At 66.6% G+C, this 15,724-nt stretch carries 17 protein-coding genes; 7 read left to right on the top strand and 10 right to left on the bottom strand.

The genetic code is table 11. The annotated features are described in order from the left end of the window. Positions 1–113: 113 nt before the first annotated feature. The 4 genes from HMPREF3114_RS06775 to prmB form a co-directional block, all read right to left on the bottom strand. Positions 114–1,142, bottom strand: coding sequence for an aspartate-semialdehyde dehydrogenase (locus tag HMPREF3114_RS06775; RefSeq protein WP_053500248.1), 1,029 nt, complete (start codon positions 1,140–1,142; stop codon positions 114–116). Positions 1,143–1,232: 90 nt separating this feature from the next. Further along, the gene (locus tag HMPREF3114_RS06770; protein WP_053500250.1) at positions 1,233–2,270 is read right to left on the bottom strand and encodes a 2-hydroxyacid dehydrogenase; all 1,038 of its coding nucleotides are present in this window, start codon (positions 2,268–2,270) and stop codon (positions 1,233–1,235) included. Then, positions 2,263–3,366 carry a chorismate synthase gene (aroC, locus tag HMPREF3114_RS06765; protein ID WP_053500252.1) on the bottom strand — a complete coding sequence of 368 codons (1,104 nt, stop codon included), beginning with the start codon at positions 3,364–3,366 and terminating at the stop codon, positions 2,263–2,265. The genes HMPREF3114_RS06770 and aroC overlap by 8 nt, the downstream gene beginning before the upstream one ends. Beyond that, complete coding sequence (gene prmB / locus HMPREF3114_RS06760) at positions 3,363–4,292, bottom strand: 50S ribosomal protein L3 N(5)-glutamine methyltransferase (protein WP_053500256.1); 930 nt, start codon at positions 4,290–4,292, stop codon at positions 3,363–3,365. Before prmB ends, aroC begins: the two co-directional genes overlap by 4 nt. A 122-nt stretch (positions 4,293–4,414) precedes the next feature. Between prmB and HMPREF3114_RS06755 the strand changes: the two genes are divergently transcribed. Both HMPREF3114_RS06755 and asd read left to right on the top strand, forming a co-directional pair. Beyond that, on the top strand, positions 4,415–5,065 hold the full coding sequence (locus HMPREF3114_RS06755) for an SCO family protein (protein ID WP_070489401.1): 651 nt from the start codon (positions 4,415–4,417) through the stop codon (positions 5,063–5,065). Next, the gene (asd, locus tag HMPREF3114_RS06750) at positions 5,062–5,904 is read left to right on the top strand and encodes an archaetidylserine decarboxylase (protein ID WP_053501139.1); all 843 of its coding nucleotides are present in this window, start codon (positions 5,062–5,064) and stop codon (positions 5,902–5,904) included. Before HMPREF3114_RS06755 ends, asd begins: the two co-directional genes overlap by 4 nt. 141 nt (positions 5,905–6,045) lie before the next feature. Here the strand turns inward: asd and HMPREF3114_RS06745 are convergent, their stop codons facing one another. After that, entirely contained in the window at positions 6,046–6,393 is a 348-nt protein-coding gene (locus HMPREF3114_RS06745) for a ribonuclease E inhibitor RraB (protein WP_053501137.1), read from the bottom strand. Between the two features lie 23 nt (positions 6,394–6,416). Then, entirely contained in the window at positions 6,417–8,027 is a 1,611-nt protein-coding gene (locus tag HMPREF3114_RS06740) for a transglycosylase SLT domain-containing protein (RefSeq protein ID WP_053501135.1), read from the bottom strand. Between the two features lie 122 nt (positions 8,028–8,149). Here HMPREF3114_RS06740 and HMPREF3114_RS06735 point away from each other — a divergent pair, with 122 nt between their 5' ends. Together HMPREF3114_RS06735 and greB are read left to right on the top strand one after the other, a co-directional pair. Continuing rightward, complete coding sequence (locus tag HMPREF3114_RS06735) at positions 8,150–9,655, top strand: helicase HerA-like domain-containing protein (RefSeq protein ID WP_070489399.1); 1,506 nt, start codon at positions 8,150–8,152, stop codon at positions 9,653–9,655. Between the two features lie 87 nt (positions 9,656–9,742). Beyond that, on the top strand, positions 9,743–10,249 hold the full coding sequence (gene greB, locus HMPREF3114_RS06730) for a transcription elongation factor GreB (RefSeq protein ID WP_005418006.1): 507 nt from the start codon (positions 9,743–9,745) through the stop codon (positions 10,247–10,249). Positions 10,250–10,303: 54 nt separating this feature from the next. Here greB and HMPREF3114_RS06725 read toward each other — a convergent pair whose 3' ends face one another. Continuing rightward, positions 10,304–11,128 (bottom strand): DUF3025 domain-containing protein, encoded by an 825-nt coding sequence (locus HMPREF3114_RS06725; RefSeq protein WP_053501132.1) that lies wholly within the window; start codon positions 11,126–11,128, stop codon positions 10,304–10,306. Then, a complete protein-coding gene (gene rimO / locus HMPREF3114_RS06720) occupies positions 11,125–12,486 on the bottom strand; it encodes a 30S ribosomal protein S12 methylthiotransferase RimO (RefSeq protein ID WP_070489397.1) in 1,362 nt (453 codons plus the stop codon). The genes HMPREF3114_RS06725 and rimO overlap by 4 nt, the downstream gene beginning before the upstream one ends. 203 nt (positions 12,487–12,689) lie before the next feature. Here rimO and HMPREF3114_RS06715 point away from each other — a divergent pair, with 203 nt between their 5' ends. From HMPREF3114_RS06715 to HMPREF3114_RS21180, 3 genes are read left to right on the top strand one after another with little or no spacing between them, the layout of a single operon-like run. Continuing rightward, on the top strand, positions 12,690–13,361 hold the full coding sequence (locus HMPREF3114_RS06715) for a dienelactone hydrolase family protein (RefSeq protein WP_053497147.1): 672 nt from the start codon (positions 12,690–12,692) through the stop codon (positions 13,359–13,361). Then, the gene (locus HMPREF3114_RS06710; RefSeq protein ID WP_049414742.1) at positions 13,358–13,780 is read left to right on the top strand and encodes an HIT domain-containing protein; all 423 of its coding nucleotides are present in this window, start codon (positions 13,358–13,360) and stop codon (positions 13,778–13,780) included. The genes HMPREF3114_RS06715 and HMPREF3114_RS06710 overlap by 4 nt, the downstream gene beginning before the upstream one ends. 15 nt (positions 13,781–13,795) lie before the next feature. Then, on the top strand, positions 13,796–13,963 hold the full coding sequence (locus HMPREF3114_RS21180) for a LiaI-LiaF-like domain-containing protein (RefSeq protein WP_005418011.1): 168 nt from the start codon (positions 13,796–13,798) through the stop codon (positions 13,961–13,963). 70 nt (positions 13,964–14,033) lie between these two features. Here HMPREF3114_RS21180 and dcd read toward each other — a convergent pair whose 3' ends face one another. Beyond that, the gene (gene dcd, locus HMPREF3114_RS06705; protein WP_005418012.1) at positions 14,034–14,606 is read right to left on the bottom strand and encodes a dCTP deaminase; all 573 of its coding nucleotides are present in this window, start codon (positions 14,604–14,606) and stop codon (positions 14,034–14,036) included. Between the two features lie 78 nt (positions 14,607–14,684). Continuing rightward, entirely contained in the window at positions 14,685–15,539 is an 855-nt protein-coding gene (gene apbC, locus HMPREF3114_RS06700; protein ID WP_005418013.1) for an iron-sulfur cluster carrier protein ApbC, read from the bottom strand. Positions 15,540–15,724: the final 185 nt, after the last annotated feature.

The raw sequence follows: 15,724 nt of genomic DNA, 5'->3' as shown, positions 1-15,724 counted from the left end.
GTGCGGACCGCGGTCCGCATCCATGTAGAGCAGAGCCCATGCTCGGCTGCATGGCCTGAGCCGAGCGTAGGCTCGGCTCTACAGAAATGGCCGGGCATTGCCCGGCCTCTCCATCAACGCTGTTCGGCGGCGACCAGCTCGGCCAGCTGCACGGCGTTCAGGGCAGCGCCCTTGCGCACGTTGTCCGACACGATCCACAGGTTCAGGCCACGCGGGTGCGACAGGTCCTCGCGGATACGGCCGACATACACCGCATCGGTCCCCGAAGCATGGGTAACCGGAGTCGGATAGCCACCGGCCTCGTGACGATCCACCACTTCGATGCCCGGCGACTGCTCCAGCAGCGCGCGCGCTTCAGCGACGGTGACCTTGTCGCGGGTCTCGATCGCCACCGACTCGGAGTGGCCGTAGAACACCGGCACGCGCACCGCGGTCGGGTTCACCAGGATGCTGTCGTCACCCAGGATCTTGCGGGTTTCCCAGATCAGCTTCATCTCTTCCTTGGTGAAGCCGTTGTCCTGGAAGTCGTCGATGTGCGGGATCAGGTTGAAGGCGATCTGCACCGGGAAGCGCTGCGGATCGATCTCCTGGAAGCTGAGCAGCTGGCCGGTCTGCTTGCCCAGCTCCTCGGTGGCCGAACGACCACCGCCGGACACCGACTGGTAGGTGGAGACGTTGATGCGCTCGATGCCGTACTTGCGGTGCAGCGGCGCCAGCGCCACCAGCATCTGCATGGTCGAGCAGTTCGGGTTGGCGATGATGCCGCGCGGACGGTTGGCGACCTGTTCCGGGTTGACCTCGGACACCACCAGCGGCACGTCATCGTCGTAACGGAAGGCCGAGGAGTTGTCGATCACCACCGCACCGGCGGCGGCGAACTTCGGTGCGTATTCCTTGGACACGCTGCCGCCAGCCGAGAACAGCGCGATCTCGACACCGGTCGGATCGAAGGTGGCCAGGTCCTGGACCTTGACCTTCTGGCCGTTGAATTCAATCTCGCCACCGGCCGAACGCTCGGAGGCGAGGACGCTCAGGGTGCCGACCGGGAAATCACGCTCGGCCAGGATCGACAACATGGTCTCGCCAACGGCGCCGGTGGCACCGACGACGGCGACGTGGAAACTGCGCTGTGCATTGCTCATGGGGAACTCTCACGAAAACGGGAATGGGGGAAAAACACGCACGACAGCTGGGTTCGGGGAACCTCCTCAAGCGGAGCGCGCGGAGGTTCCCTATCGTTTCCCGGTTTTTTTGCCCAGCGTCACGCGCGCGGCCATCGCCGCGTCAGCGTTGATCGCGCTCGGCATGCGCGACGGGCCGCCGTCCAGGCCGAGCCCGGCAGCCAGATTATCCACAGCCAGCTGTACCATCGCCGTGCGCGTGGCCAGCGAGGCGCTGCCGATATGCGGAGTGAGCACCACGTTGCGCAGCGCCAGCAGCTCCGGGCGCACCTTCGGCTCGCCCTCGTACACATCCAGGCCGGCGGCAGCCAGGTGGCCGTTGGCCAGCGCTTCGGCCAGCGCCAGTTCGTCGACGATGCCGCCGCGGGCGATGTTCACCAGGGTTGCCGTCGGCTTCATCTTCCCCAGCGCAGCCGCATCGATGATGTGATGCGAGGCCGGCGTGTAGGGCAGCACCGTTACCAGATGGTCGGACTGTGCCAGCAGCGTATCCAGGTCCACGTAGGTCGCGCTGAGCGACGACTCGGTATCGGCCGGCAACCGTGAACGGTTGTGGTACAGCACCTTCATGCCGAAACCGTGCGCGCCGCGGCGGGCGATGCCCTGGCCGATGCGGCCCATGCCAAGGATGCCCAGCGTGCTGCCATGGACATCCGCGCCCAGCATGGTCTGGAACGACCACTGCTGCCACTGCCCTTCACGCAGCCAGCGCTCGGACTCAGTGATCCGGCGCGCGGTTGCCATCAGCAGCGCGAAACCGAGATCGGCGGTGGTTTCGGTCAACACGTCCGGCGTGTTGCTGGCCAGGATGCCGGCCGCGCTGAGCGCGTCGACATCCAGGTTGTTGTAGCCGACGCCGACATTGGCGATCACCTTCAGCTGCGTGGCATCGGCTACCTGGGCCGCACCGATGCGCTCGTTGAGGGTGATGATCGCGCCGTCGGCGCTGGCCAGCTGTGCGGCGATCTGGTCCGGCGACCAGGCGGTGACGGTGTCGGTGCTGCGCAGCTGCACGCGATCGCGCAGCGGCGCGATGGCCGCCTCGATCAGCGGCTGGCTCACCCACACGGTCGGCCGCGTGTCAGCCATCGATCTGCCCGGGAATGCGCGGGGTGATCGTGCCGACATCGCCGCACTGCGCTCGATGACGCAGCGCCTGGTCCATCAGCACCAGCGCCACCATCGCCTCGGCGATGGGCGTGGCGCGGATGCCGACGCAGGGATCGTGGCGGCCGGTGGTGACCACCTCGACCACGTTGCCGGCCGTATCCAGCGACGGGCCCGGCAGGCGCAGGCTGGACGTCGGCTTCAGGGCGATCGACGCAACGACCGGCTGACCGGTGGAGATGCCACCGAGGATGCCGCCGGCATGGTTGCTGGCGAAGCCCTGCGGCGTCAGCAGGTCACGGTGCTCGGTGCCCTTCTGCGCGGCGCTGGCGAATCCGTCGCCGATCTCCACGCCCTTCACCGCATTGATGCTCATCAGCGCAGCGGCCAGTTCGCCGTCAAGCTTGCCGTAGATCGGCTCGCCCCAGCCCGGCGGCACGTTGTCGGCGACCACGTCCACGCGCGCACCGACCGAGTCGCCAGACTTGCGCAGCGCATCCATGTACGCCTCCAGCTCGGGCACCTGTGCGGCGTGCGGCCAGAAGAACGGATTGTCTTCCACCGCCGACCAGTCGAAACCGGCCGGGGTGATGTCACCCAGCTGCGACAGGTAGCCACGCACGGTAACGCCGAAACGCTCGGCCAGCCACTTCTTGGCGACCACGCCGGCGGCCACGCGCATGGTGGTCTCGCGTGCCGAGGAACGGCCACCGCCACGCGGATCGCGGATGCCGTACTTGTGCCAGTAACTGTAGTCAGCATGGCCCGGGCGGAACTGCTGGCCGATATTGGCGTAATCCTTGCTGCGCTGGTCGGTGTTGCGGATCAGCAGCGCGATCGGGGTGCCGGTGGTCAGGCCCTCGTATACGCCGGACAGGATCTCGACCTCGTCGGCCTCGCGCCGCGCGGAAGTGTGCCGGCTCTTGCCAGTCGCACGGCGCTGCAGGTCGTGGGCGAATTCGGCCGCGTCCAGCGCCAGCCCCGGAGGGCAGCCATCAATCACGCAGCCGATGGCCGGCCCGTGCGACTCGCCGAACGTGGTGACGGTGAACAGCTTGCCGAACGAATTGGAGCTCACGGGCGCTGCGCCGCCAGTTCGGTGATGCGTGCGCTGTGGGCGATCAGCTCGCGGCATTCGACCGCGAAGATGCCCATCTGGCCGACCTTGAACTCGATCCAGGAAAAATCGACTTCCGGCAGCAGCTTGACCAGATGCTGTTCGGACTCACCCACTTCACAGATCAGCAGACCGTCTTCGCTCAGGTGCAGCGGGGCATCGCGCAGGATCTTCAGCACCAGGTCCAGGCCATCGTCACCGGCACGCAGGCCCATTTCCGGCTCGTAGGAATACTCCTGCGGGAGGGCATCAGTCTCGTCGTTGGTGACGTACGGCGGGTTGGTGACGATCAGGTCGTAGTGGCGGCCGGTCAGGCCATTGAACAGGTCCGACTTGATCAGGGTGACGTTGTGCGCCTGCAGGCGCTCCTTGTTCTCCTCGGCCAGCGACAGTGCGTCGTCACTCAGGTCGACGCCGTCCACTTCCCAGTTCGGGTAGTAGTGGCCCATGGCGATGGCGATGCAGCCCGAACCGGTGCAAAGATCCAGCGCGCGGCTGACATCGCGGCCGGCCAGCCACGGTTCGAAACCACATTCGATCAGTTCGGCGATCGGCGAGCGCGGCACCAGCGCGCGCGTGTCACTCTTGAAGCTCAGGCCGGCGAACCAGGCCTCACCGGTCAGGTAGGCAGCGGGGATGCGTTCGTCGATGCGACGCTGGAACAGTTCCAGCACGCGCAGCTTTTCGGCCCGTAGCAGGCGTGCCTGGCCGTAGGCCGGGCCGAGGTCGTGCGGCAGGTGCAGGCTGTGCAGCACCAGCTGGGTCGCCTCGTCCAGCGCATTGTCGTAGCTGTGCCCGAAGGTCAGCCCGGCTTCGTTGAAACGGCTGGTGCCGTAGCGGATCAGATCGATGATCGTGTGGAGTTCGGCGGCCGTTTCAGCGGTCATGGCGGTACTGCGGGCAAAGTGGCCCCCGATTATAGGGGCTGGCGCCCGCGGCAGCATCCGTTGCGGCGGAAACGATCGGGCCGCAGCCGGTATGATGGAGCCCATTTCGCGTGGGAGCCCCCATGTTCAATCGCAATGCCGGCATCATCCTGCTGATCGCCCTGGCGGCGGGGCTTGGCCTGCTCGCCGCCCAGCAGGTGTTCGCGCCGAAGCCGCCGGCCAACGCCCCGGCCACCGAAGCGATCACCCTGTACCCGCAGCCGCGTGAACTGCCCGACTTCAACCTGGCCCAGTCCGACGGCACCCGCCTGATCCCGGGCGAACTGAAGGGCCACTGGACCCTGGTGTTCCTGGGCTTCACCTTCTGCCCGGACGTCTGCCCGACCACCCTGGCCGAGCTGGCCGGTGCGCAGAACCAGTGGGAGGCCCTGCCCGATGGCCTGCGCCCGCGCGTGCTGTTCATCTCGGTCGACCCGGACCGCGACAGCGCCACCCGCCTCGGCGAGTACGTGCACGGCTTCCACAAGGACACCCTGGCCGCCACCGCGGATATCCCCTCGCTGGAGCGCTTCGCCACCTCGCTGGGTTTCGTGTTCCAGAAAGTGCCGGGCGGGCATTTCGACGAAAACCCCGAGGATTACACCGTCGAGCATTCGGCCAGCCTGGCCGTGCTCGACCCGCAGGGCCGCCTTGCCGGCCTGGTGCGCCCCCCGTTCAATGCGCCGGCGATCGCCCGCGACCTGCAGAAGCTGACCGAGAAAACCGCCCCATGAGCCTCACCACCGCCCTGACGTACGCCCTGCCCCATCGCCTGCTGTCCTCGATGGCACGCTCGCTGGCGTACTCGGACGATCCGCGCGTGTCGCGCTGGCTGATCGACACCGTCACCCGCAAGTTCAACGTCAACCTGGACGAAGCGGCCAACCCGGACCCGCGCAGCTATGCGACCTTCAACCAGTTCTTCACCCGCGCGCTGAAGCCGGGCGCGCGCGTGGCCGATGCCGATCCGCGCAGCCTGGTGATGCCGGCCGACGGCCGCATCAGCCAGCTGGGGAAGATCGAGGCCGGCCGCATCTTCCAGGCCAAGGGCCAGTCGTTCACTGCCGCCGAACTGCTGGGCAGCGACGAAGATGCCAAGCCGTACAACGACGGCCTGTACGCCACCGTGTACCTGTCGCCGCGCGACTACCACCGCGTGCACATGCCGTGGACCGGCACCCTGCGTGAAACCGTGCACGTGCCAGGACGCCTGTTCAGTGTCGGTCCTGCGGCCGTCAACGGCGTGCCGCGCCTGTTCGCCCGCAACGAGCGCCTGGTCTGCCACTTCGACACCAGCTTCGGCCCGATGGTCAGCGTGATGGTCGGCGCGCTGCTGGTATCCGGCGTGGAAACCGTGTGGAGCGGCGAGGAGATCCCGGCCTACGGCGATCGCATCACCCGCAAGGACTACCGCGGCCAGGGCATCAAGCTGGAGCGTTTCGCCGAGATGGCACGCTTCAATTACGGCTCGACCGTGGTGGTGCTGCTGCCGCCGGGCGTAGCCGAATTCGCCCCGCAGCTGGGCGCCGAGAGCCCTGTGCAGCTGGGCCAGGCCCTGGCAAAGCTGCGCTGACCGTAGATCCACGCGATGCGTGGATGAATTCAACGGGATGCCGACCAGCGGCCGGCACTACCGGGTCTGTAGAGCCGAGCCCATGCTCGGCTGCCGGCATGAACAGCCGAGCATGGGCTCGGCTCTACAGTCAGAAGCGGATTACTGCAGGACCGGGGCCGGTCCGACGTCCATGCCGTCGTAGTCTTCCACGCCGTGCTCCGCCGCCAGCGCCGCAAATTCCTGGTTGCGGCGGTCCAGCGAGGCTTCGTCGTGGATTTCCACCCGCTCCACGTGCAGCACGTGGAACGAGGCGTCGCCCTCTTCCGGTTCCTGCTCGAACAGTTCCACGAACGTGTAGCCCTGCGCCTGCAGGTACTGGGCCAGCGCCTGCAGCGGCTCGGCACTGGCGTGGACGAAGAAATACCCCCACAGCAACGGGCCGTTGACGTCCCAGTCGGTGTTCTCGCGGAGGTTGGCGAACAGGTTGCGGGTGGCTTCGAGGTCCATACGGATTCCAGTGGTCTTGGGAATTACTTGTCGCAGCCCTGCAGCTTCAGCGTCTGGCCCTGGCGCAGGCTGTAGGCCGGCGCCTTCAGGCCGTTGGCGCGGGCCAGGGTCGGCAGGTCGCACTGGAACTTCGCGGCGATGGCGCCCAGGGTCTCCCCCCGACCCACCTTGTGGCTGCGCGCCGGCTTCGGCCGGGCGGCCGGCGCCGGGCGCGGTGCCGCCACTGCAGCCACCGGTGCGGTCGGCACGCTGGTGGATGCAGCCGCGTCGGCCACCGGCACCACACCACCCACCGCCACGCTGCCGGTATAGCTCGCCGCGGTCGGGCGCTTGATCGCCGCGTTGAGATCAGCGGTGATCAGCGTGCGGGCGAGGTCGGCACGCGGACCACTGACACAGTTGCGCTGGTACAGGCCGGCGATGCGGGTGGTGGCGTTGATCAGCGTACCGGCCGGAATCCAGCCATCGGCCTCATAGCGCGGGTTGAGGTTGCGCAGCGCACGCATGTAGCCATCGCGGGTACCGTGGCTGCCCAGGCAGATGGTCAATTCATAGATGGTGGTGGACTTGGCCAGCCGCAGCGTGGCCGGCTGCGCGCTGATCTTCGGGAACTCCACGCCGTACTGCTGCGGGTGCAGGAAGATCCAGGCCGCGGCAATCACCATCGGCACGTAGTCCTTGGTCTCGCCCGGGAACTGGTTGTAGACACTGTCGGTCCAGAAGCTCTGGCCGGCGCTCTGCTTGAACACGCGCGCGGCACGGCCTTCGCCACCGTTGTAGGCGGCCACCGACATTTCCACGTTGTTGTTCAGTTCGCGCAGGCGCTCGTTGAGGTAGCTGGCGCTGGCTTCAGCGGCGCTGCGCGCGTCGAAGCGGGTATCGAAGCCGGTGCCGTCCGGGCCCAGGCCGAAACGGCGGCCGGTGGCCGGCATGAACTGCATCAGGCCGGCGGCGCCGGCGCGCGAGGAAGCATGCACACGGCCGTTGGATTCCTTGGCCATGATCCCGAACAGCAGCGCCTCGGGCAGGCCGCGCTTTTCCCACTCCGGCCACATCACCGCGCGCAGGTTCTGGTAATTCTCGTAGCTGGTCAGCAGCGCCGGTCGCATGTCGGTCAGCCAGCGACGGATGCCGGCCTGCACCGCCGGGTTGTACTCGACCATGCTGTCGAAGGCGTGCCGCTTGTCGTTCAACAGCGCGGCAGCGCGCGCGGCCTCGGGCACGTCGGCGGTGAGGGGGCCGATGTGGTCCGGGTCGGCTTCCAGACGGTCACCGCCCTCATCGGCCACGTCATCGCTGGCGGCGGCATCGGCGTCGTGCTTGAGCAGGCGCTTGTAGCTGGCCAGCAGGGTCCCCATCTGGCAGCCCTTCTGCTTGACGCAGTCGTTGAGGACATCTTCCATGTCCTCCAGCGCGGCATCGGCTTCGTTGCTGCCCTTGGGATCGGCGTTGGCGACCAGCAGCAGGGCATCGCCGTAGCGCTTTTCGGCGGCGGTCATGCGCTGCTGCAGCGCATCCACCTTCACCTTGTCCCGGGCCGAAACCCGCTGTGCGTGGGCGTCGGGCGCCAGGGAAACCAGGCCGGCCAGGGCCAGCAGCGGCCAACCGCGGGAAATCAGGACAGGAACGGGCATTGATGGCACTGTGTGCGAAACAGGCAGGCAGAGTAGCGGCGCCGCCAAGGTCCGGGCAAGCCGACCTTCGGACCGTCACTGCCGGCGGTTAACATTGGGCTATTCATCACAAGGGCTGGACCATGGATCCGATTCTGCTCGGCAAAGGCATTACCGACGATGTTGCCGTCACCCTGCTGCCGAAACTCGGCAACCGCCACGGCCTGGTGGCCGGCGCCACCGGTACCGGCAAGACCGTGACCCTGATGACCCTGGCCGAGAGCTTCTCGCGACGGGGCGTGCCGGTGTTCCTGGCCGATGTGAAGGGCGATGTCTCCGGCCTGGCCGTGCCCGGCACCGGCGCAGAAAACCTGCTCCAGCGTGCCGCCGAGATCGGCGTGGCCGACTATGCGCCGGCCGCCAGCCCCACCATCTTCTGGGACCTGTACGGCAAACTGGGCCACCCGGTGCGCACCACGGTCAGCGAGATGGGCCCGACCCTGCTGTCGCGCATCCTCGAATTGAACGACACCCAGGCCGGGGTACTCGACATCGTATTCAAGCTGGCCGACGACCGCGGCCTGCTGCTGCTGGACATGGACGACCTGCGCGCCCTGCTCGGCCTGGTTGCCGAGGAGCGCAAGGACATTTCCACCGAGTACGGCCTGGTCAGTGCGCAGTCGATCGCGGCGATCCAGCGTTCGGTGCTGCGCCTGGCGCAGGACGGTGGCGAGAATTTCTTCGGCGAACCGGCACTTGAACTGGCCGACATCATGCGGGTCAACCACGACGGCCGCGGCATGATCGGCATCCTCGCCGCCGACCAGCTGGTGCTCAAGCCCAAGCTCTATTCCACCTTCCTGCTGTGGCTGCTGTCGGAACTGTTCGAGCAGCTGCCGGAAGTGGGCGACCTGGACAAGCCGAAGCTGGTCTTCATCTTCGACGAGGCGCACCTGCTGTTCGATGATGCACCGCCGTCGCTGGTGCAGCGCATCGAGCAGGTGGTGCGCCTGATCCGTTCCAAGGGCGTGGGCGTGTACTTCTGCTCGCAGTTCCCCGACGACGTGCCGGGCAACATTCTCGGCCAGCTGGGCAATCGCGTTCAGCACGCACTGCGTGCGTTCACCCCGCGCGACCAGAAGGCGGTGAAAACCGCGGCCGAGACGTTCGTGCCGAATCCGAAGCTGGACGTGGCCAAGGTGCTGAGCCAGCTCGGCACCGGCGAGGCACTGGTATCCACGCTGCAGGACAAAGGCGTGCCGATGCCCGTGCAGCAGACATTGATCGCGCCGCCGCGCTGCCGGATGGGACCGATCACCGAGGCCGAGCGTGCACAGGTACGCGCCGGCAGCCCGGTCGGCAGCCGCTACGACACCGCGATCAACCGCGAATCGGCCGCCGAACTGCTGGCCCAGCGCGCGCAGAAGAGCATCGAGCAGGCACAGGCGCCGGCCGCGCGCAGCCGCGAGCAGGACGAAGCTCAGGAAGGTGGTTTCGGCCAGGCCATCAAGGATGCGATCTTCGGCACCAAGCGCCGCCAGGGCATGATCGAAACCATGGCCAAGCAGACCACGCGCACTGTCGGCACCAAGCTGGGCAACCAGATCGTGCGCGGCATCCTCGGTGGCATCTTCGGCGGCAAGCGCTAGATGCCCCTGCTGGGGTCAGAGCCCTTTCCGCTGGAAAGGGATCTGACCCCGCTTCCCGTTCGTCATCCAGAAAAGAAGTCGTATTGCATGTCCCGTTGGCGTCCCCCCGCAGAAAAAAGCACCGCCCTGATCACCGCTTCCGGGCATGCGCGACTGAAGGCCGAACTGGATGAGCTATGGCGCGTGCGCCGCCCGGAAGTGGTGAAAGCGCTCGCCGCAGCTGCAGCAGAAGGCGACCGTTCCGAGAACGCCGAGTACACCTACCGCAAGAAGCAACTGGGCGAGATCGACCGCCGCGTGCGCTACCTGACCAAGCGGCTGGAATCGCTGCGCGTGGTCGATACGACGCCAACCGATCCGCTCGCAGTGTTCTTCGGCGCGTGGGTGGAACTGGAGAACGTGGACAGCGGCGACACCAGCCGCTATCGCATTGTCGGCCCGGATGAGACCGATGCAGGCTTGGGCTGGATCAGCATCGATTCCCCCCTGGCGCGTGCGCTGCTGAAGAAGCGGCTGGATGATGAGTTCTCGGTGGAGCTGCCCGGCGGGCAGTTCACCTTTGCAGTGATCGGCGTGGAGTACGAGCCTGTGTAGCGTCGAGCCATGCCCGACCTCGCTGTCCATGTAGAGCCGAGCATGGGCTCGGCTCTACAACGGTGGCGGGTACGTGCGCCCTGCACGCAGCGGGCGGAAATAGTCGGCATTGCGGTAGAAGGCAGAATCCTGCACGTCGTGCCAGCCTGGGATTCCAGCCAACGGCAGCGGACGCAGCTGCAGCGGATCGGTCACTGCCCTGCCCTCGGCAATGGCAGCGCTCACCACGTCGACACAGGCGGCTTCGACATCGCCCTGCACCACCACGCACTTGCCGACCAGCAATCGCCCCGGCAGCAGGGCCTGTTCCATCAGCGCATGCCCGAATACCACAGTGATGGCGATGTCACCGCTCTGCCAGTTCACCGGGTCAAACAACGCGGGCCAGTCGTGTGCATCCCAGGCAACCCGCAGTGAGTCATCGCGCACACGCACGATCACGCCGGTTTCGTCGAACTGGGTCAAGGCGGCCTGCGCGCGGTTGCGCTGGCCGGGTGGCATCGCCTCGATATGCAGGCACTGCCGCACGTTGAGCGCGCGCTTCAGCTGCGGCTGTGAGGCCCACACCAGCGCATTGAACAGGTCGTGCCAGTTGCCGGCACGGGTGGCGATGCGTCCCTGCGCGATACGCGCCTCATAATGCAGACCATCGGCCAGCAGCGCGGCGTCCTGTTCAACCAGGCGCTTGCCAGGCACGGCCAGACGTGCATCGAGCGCCGCGATGGACGGCCACGCGGTGCCGTCCAGCAGGTCACGGAAGTCCTGAAGTCCGGCAAACAGCGGATGCTCGAACTGCCGTGCAGCTACCGCCGCACGTGGCGGCGGTACGAAGCGTCGTGAACCGCCGCCGTTGCCGGTGGCGGCCGACGCTGCGGTCACAGCACCTTGAGGTCGAACGCCGGATGGGGGGCGGCCGTCAGCGCGTCACCATACAGGTCGTGCTCGTCGCTCTCGGTGATCTCCACCTCGACGAATTCGCCCACGCGCAGCGGCACCTGGTCGGCATTCTGGATGTGCACCAGGCCGTCGATCTCCGGGGCATCGGCCTTGGAACGGGCCACGGCGATGTCGCCTTCGATGGCGTCGACCAGGCACTGCTGCACGGTGCCGATCTTGGCCTCAAGGCGTGCAGCGGAAATCTGCGCCTGCTTCTCCATGAAGCGGGCCAGACGCTCCTGCTTCACTTCCTCCGGCACAGCATCGGGCAGATCGTTCGCGGTCGCCCCCTCAACCGGCGAATAGGCGAACGCACCGACGCGATCCAGCTGCGCTTCGTCAAGGAACGACAGCAGTTCCTCGAACTCGGCTTCGGTCTCGCCCGGGAAGCCGACGATGAAGGTCGAACGCACAGTGATGTCCGGCGCGATACGGCGCCAGTTCTGCACGCGCTCGAGGGTCTTCTCGACCGCGCCGGGGCGCTTCATCAGGCGCAGGATGCGCGGGCTGGCGTGCTGGAACGGGATATCCAGGTACGGCAGGATGCGATTCTCGGCCATCAACGGCACCACTTCGTCCACGTGCGGATACGGGTACACGTAGTGCATGCGCACCCATGCATCCAGCTCCGACAGGCCTTCGCACAGCGCCTTCAAACGGGTCTGGTAAGCCTTGTCGCGCCACATCTTTTCGGCGTACTTCACGTCCACGCCATAGGCCGAGGTGTCCTGCGAAACCACCAGCAGCTCGCGCACGCCGCCACGCACCAGGCGCTCGGCTTCACGCAGCACCTCGTCGACCGGGCGCGAAACCAGCTTGCCGCGCATCGACGGAATGATGCAGAAGCTGCATTTGTGGTTGCAGCCTTCGGAAATCTTCAGGTACGCGTAGTGGCGCGGGGTCAGCTTGATACCGTAGTCGGGCACCAGGTCCACGAACGGATCGTGCTTGGGCGGCAGTGCTTCATGCACCGCTTCCATCACGCTCTGGTAATCCTGCGGGCCGGACACCGCCAGCACGTTGGGGTACGCCTCGCGGATCTGCTCCGGGCGCTTGCCCAGGCAGCCGGTGACGATGACCTTGCCGTTCTGGTTCATCGCTTCGCCAATCGCGTCCAGCGACTCGGTCACCGCAGAATCGATGAAGCCGCAGGTGTTGACCACCACCACGTCGGCCGAATCGTAGGACGGGACGATGTCGTAGCCTTCCGAACGGAGCTGGGTGAGGATGCGCTCGGAATCGACGAGGGCCTTCGGGCAGCCAAGGCTGACGAAGCCGACTTTGGGGTTCAGCTGGGACATGGAATCGCGGGACTCTGGGGGCCTGGGCCCCTGCCGTCGTGGCAGGGGTTCCTGGGGGCCGGGGCCTGAAAGGGCGCCAGTATACCGGGGTTGGCGGCCGCGCTCTGAATGGCCAGCCGCCCGATCCCGCACAGCCGCTGACATCGCGCTAACCCATGCAGCACCGACAATGCCGTTCTGTTCCCCACAACGAGATGGAAACGATGGCCGAGTGGATCACCCTGGATACGCATCACGGCCCGGTACGGGCCTGGCAGGCCCTGCCGGAGAGTACCGCGCGCGGCGGCTTGGTGGTGGTGCAGGAAATCTTCGGCGCCAATCCGCATATCCGCAGCGTGGCCGAACGCTTCGCGGCGGAAGGCTATGCGGTGCTGGCGCCCTCGTTCTTTGACCTGCTCGATGGCCCCGACGCCGATCCGGACGCGCTGCCCTACGACGCCGAAGGCGTGAAGCAGGGCCTGGAACGGGTCGGCGCGCTGGGCATGGAGCGTGCGCTGGAAGTGGTCCGCGCGGCGGCGACCCGGCTGGCCCCCTACGGCAAGGTCGGCACCGTCGGCTACTGCTGGGGCGGTACGGTGGCGATGCTGTCCGCAGTGCGCCTGGGACTGCCGTCGGTCAGCTACTACGGTGCGCGCAACGTCCAGTTCCTCGATGAGACACCCAAGGCGCCGGTGATCTTCCACTTCGGCGCCCAGGACCGCAGCATCCCGCCGGAAGCCGTGCAGGCCCACCGCGAGAAGCTGCCGCAGATGGCCACCTACGTCTATCCGGCCGATCATGCCTTCAACCGGGAGGTCGGACATGCGTATGATCCAGACAGCGCCGCCCTGGCGCTGCAACGCACCCTGGACTTCTTCTCGGAGCATCTTGGATGAGCGAATTCGAACTCGATTCACGCCTGGCCACCGATAGCGTGCTGGTGGCGGAAGGACCGTTGTCGCAAGTGCGGCTGATGAACGACGAACGATTCCCCTGGCTGGTGCTGGTACCGCGCCTGGCCGGGGTCACCGAGTGGATCGAGCTGGACGGCGAGCAGCAGGACAAGCTGCGCACCGAGCTCAACCGCGCCTGCAAGGCCCTGAAGGGCTCCGACGGGGTGGAAAAGATCAACATCGGGGCGCTGGGCAATATCGTGCGCCAGCTGCACTTCCATGTGATCGGCCGCCATGACGGTGATCCGGCCTGGCCGGGCCCGGTCTGGGGCAGCGGCCCGGCGCACCGCTACGAGCCGGCGGCGCTGGACCAGCATGTCGCCTACTGGAAGGAACGGCTAGGATATCCGGCCCTGTCCTGAGCCTTCGCCGACCCGATGCGATTCAACCTCGTTGCCGCCGTCCTGCTGATCCTGATCGGCCTGTTCATGCTCGCCAGCAATCTCGGCTGGACGCACCTGAACCTGTCCAAGCTGCTGCTGACCTGGTGGCCGGTGGCCCTGGTGGGTGTCGGCATCGCGATGCTGTTCGGTCGCGGCAAATAAGGAAGGCGGCGCATTGCGCCGCCTGCCTTGAAGCCGAGCAGGGCTCGGCGCTACAGATCGCCTGCAATCTTCAGGTCCGCGGCAGGGTCACGCCGGTCTGGCCCTGGTACTTGCCGCCACGATCGCGGTACGACGTCTCGCAGATGTCATCGGCGGCCGCCTGGAAGAACAGCATCTGCGCCACGCCTTCGTTGGCGTAGATCCGCGCCGGCAGCGGCGTGGTGTTGCTGAATTCCAGGGTGACGTGGCCTTCCCATTCCGGCTCCAGCGGCGTCACGTTGACGATGATGCCGCAGCGCGCGTAGGTGCTCTTGCCCAGGCACACCACCAGGGTATCGCGCGGAATGCGGAAGTACTCCACGGTACGCGCCAGCGCGAAGCTGTTCGGCGGGATGATGCACTCATCGCCGACGATATCCACGAAGCTGCCCGGATCGAAGTGCTTGGGATCGACGATCGTCGAGTTGATGTTGGTGAACACCTTGAACTCGCGCGAGCAGCGCACGTCATAGCCATAGCTGGACGTGCCATAGCTGACGATGCGCTGGCCGTTGGCCTGCTTGACCTGCCCGGCCTCGAACGGCTCGATCATGCCGTGCTGCTCGGACATGCGGCGGATCCAACGGTCACTCTTGATGCTCATGCTTTGTCCTGGGGGTACGAGGGGGCGCGAGGATTCTAGCAGGGGGCCGGCCTGCGCCGGCGGCCCCTGCCCCGGCACTTACAGCAGCGAGGACAGGATCGGGATCGAGGCCCGCGGGCGCTTGCCGACTTCCTCGATCAGGCGCTGCGCGGCATGGCGGTAGGCCTGGGCCGGTGCCGAATCCGGCTGGGCCACGGTGATCGGCGTGCCTGCATCGCCCTGCTCGCGGATGCCGATCTGCAGCGGCAGCGACCCCAGCAGCGGCACGCCGTACTGCGCGGCCATGCGCTCGCCGCCGCCCTCGCCGAACAGGTGCTCGATGTGCCCGCAGCTGCTGCACGTGTGCACCGCCATGTTCTCGACGATGCCCAGCACCGGCACCTCGACCTTCTCGAACATCTTCAGCGCCTTCTTCGCATCCAGCGTGGCGATGTCCTGCGGCGTGGTGACGATCACTGCACCGGCCAGCGGAATCTTCTGGGTCAGGGTCAGCTGGATGTCACCCGTGCCGGGCGGCAGGTCGATCAGCAGGAAATCCAGGTCGTCCCACAGGGTATCGTTGAACAGCTGGGTCATCGCCGAGGTGGCCATCGGGCCGCGCCAGATCATCGGGGTGTCTTCTTCGATCAGGTAGCCGATCGACATGGTGTCCACGCCGAACGCACGCAGCGGCTCGATGCTCTTGTTGTCCGGGCTTTCCGGGCGGCCGGACAGCCCCAGCATGGCCGGCACGCTGGGGCCGTAGATGTCGGCGTCGAGCACGCCCACCCGCGCACCGAGCTGCTGCAGCGCCACGGCCAGGTTCACCGAGGTGGTGGACTTGCCGACGCCGCCCTTGCCCGAACCGACCGCGATGACATTGCGGATGCGGGCATGCGGCGTAAGTCCCTTCTGGACCTGGCTGGCATGGGGACGGCGGGGAGAACTGTTCACAACGAGCACCGGCGGAGTCAGGGGGATAACCCAACATCATACAAGCTGGACGTAACCTGACTGAAATTCAGGATTGCGACGGATTCGTGCACAGATTGTTAAGTTCATGTTACGTTCGATCAGCACTGTTTTGAGCTGCGGAGCCCGCTGTTCCGGCCCGCGCGATGGCGCATGCGCAGTGCCGT

Origin of the sequence: Stenotrophomonas sp. HMSC10F07, from assembly GCF_001807895.1 — a bacterium.
In the GTDB taxonomy this organism is placed as follows: Bacteria; Pseudomonadota; Gammaproteobacteria; order Xanthomonadales; family Xanthomonadaceae; genus Stenotrophomonas; species Stenotrophomonas sepilia.
The sequence above is the reverse complement of the archived record's forward strand: the minus strand, read 5'-3'. Positions and strand labels throughout refer to the sequence as shown.

Excerpts from the sequence above, each read along its gene's own strand:
- HMPREF3114_RS06775 (WP_053500248.1), bottom strand. The coding sequence starts at position 1,142 with ATGAGCAATGCACAGCGCAGTTTCCACGTCGCCGTCGTCGGTGCCACC.
- HMPREF3114_RS06770 (WP_053500250.1), bottom strand. The coding sequence starts at position 2,270 with ATGGCTGACACGCGGCCGACCGTGTGGGTGAGCCAGCCGCTGATCGAG.
- prmB (WP_053500256.1), bottom strand. The coding sequence starts at position 4,292 with ATGACCGCTGAAACGGCCGCCGAACTCCACACGATCATCGATCTGATC.
- HMPREF3114_RS06755 (WP_070489401.1), top strand. The coding sequence starts at position 4,415 with ATGTTCAATCGCAATGCCGGCATCATCCTGCTGATCGCCCTGGCGGCG.
- asd (WP_053501139.1), top strand. The coding sequence starts at position 5,062 with ATGAGCCTCACCACCGCCCTGACGTACGCCCTGCCCCATCGCCTGCTG.
- HMPREF3114_RS06745 (WP_053501137.1), bottom strand. The coding sequence starts at position 6,393 with ATGGACCTCGAAGCCACCCGCAACCTGTTCGCCAACCTCCGCGAGAAC.
- HMPREF3114_RS06740 (WP_053501135.1), bottom strand. The coding sequence starts at position 8,027 with ATGCCCGTTCCTGTCCTGATTTCCCGCGGTTGGCCGCTGCTGGCCCTG.
- HMPREF3114_RS06735 (WP_070489399.1), top strand. The coding sequence starts at position 8,150 with ATGGATCCGATTCTGCTCGGCAAAGGCATTACCGACGATGTTGCCGTC.
- greB (WP_005418006.1), top strand. The coding sequence starts at position 9,743 with ATGTCCCGTTGGCGTCCCCCCGCAGAAAAAAGCACCGCCCTGATCACC.
- rimO (WP_070489397.1), bottom strand. The coding sequence starts at position 12,486 with ATGTCCCAGCTGAACCCCAAAGTCGGCTTCGTCAGCCTTGGCTGCCCG.
- HMPREF3114_RS06715 (WP_053497147.1), top strand. The coding sequence starts at position 12,690 with ATGGCCGAGTGGATCACCCTGGATACGCATCACGGCCCGGTACGGGCC.
- HMPREF3114_RS06710 (WP_049414742.1), top strand. The coding sequence starts at position 13,358 with ATGAGCGAATTCGAACTCGATTCACGCCTGGCCACCGATAGCGTGCTG.
- HMPREF3114_RS21180 (WP_005418011.1), top strand. The coding sequence starts at position 13,796 with ATGCGATTCAACCTCGTTGCCGCCGTCCTGCTGATCCTGATCGGCCTG.
- dcd (WP_005418012.1), bottom strand. The coding sequence starts at position 14,606 with ATGAGCATCAAGAGTGACCGTTGGATCCGCCGCATGTCCGAGCAGCAC.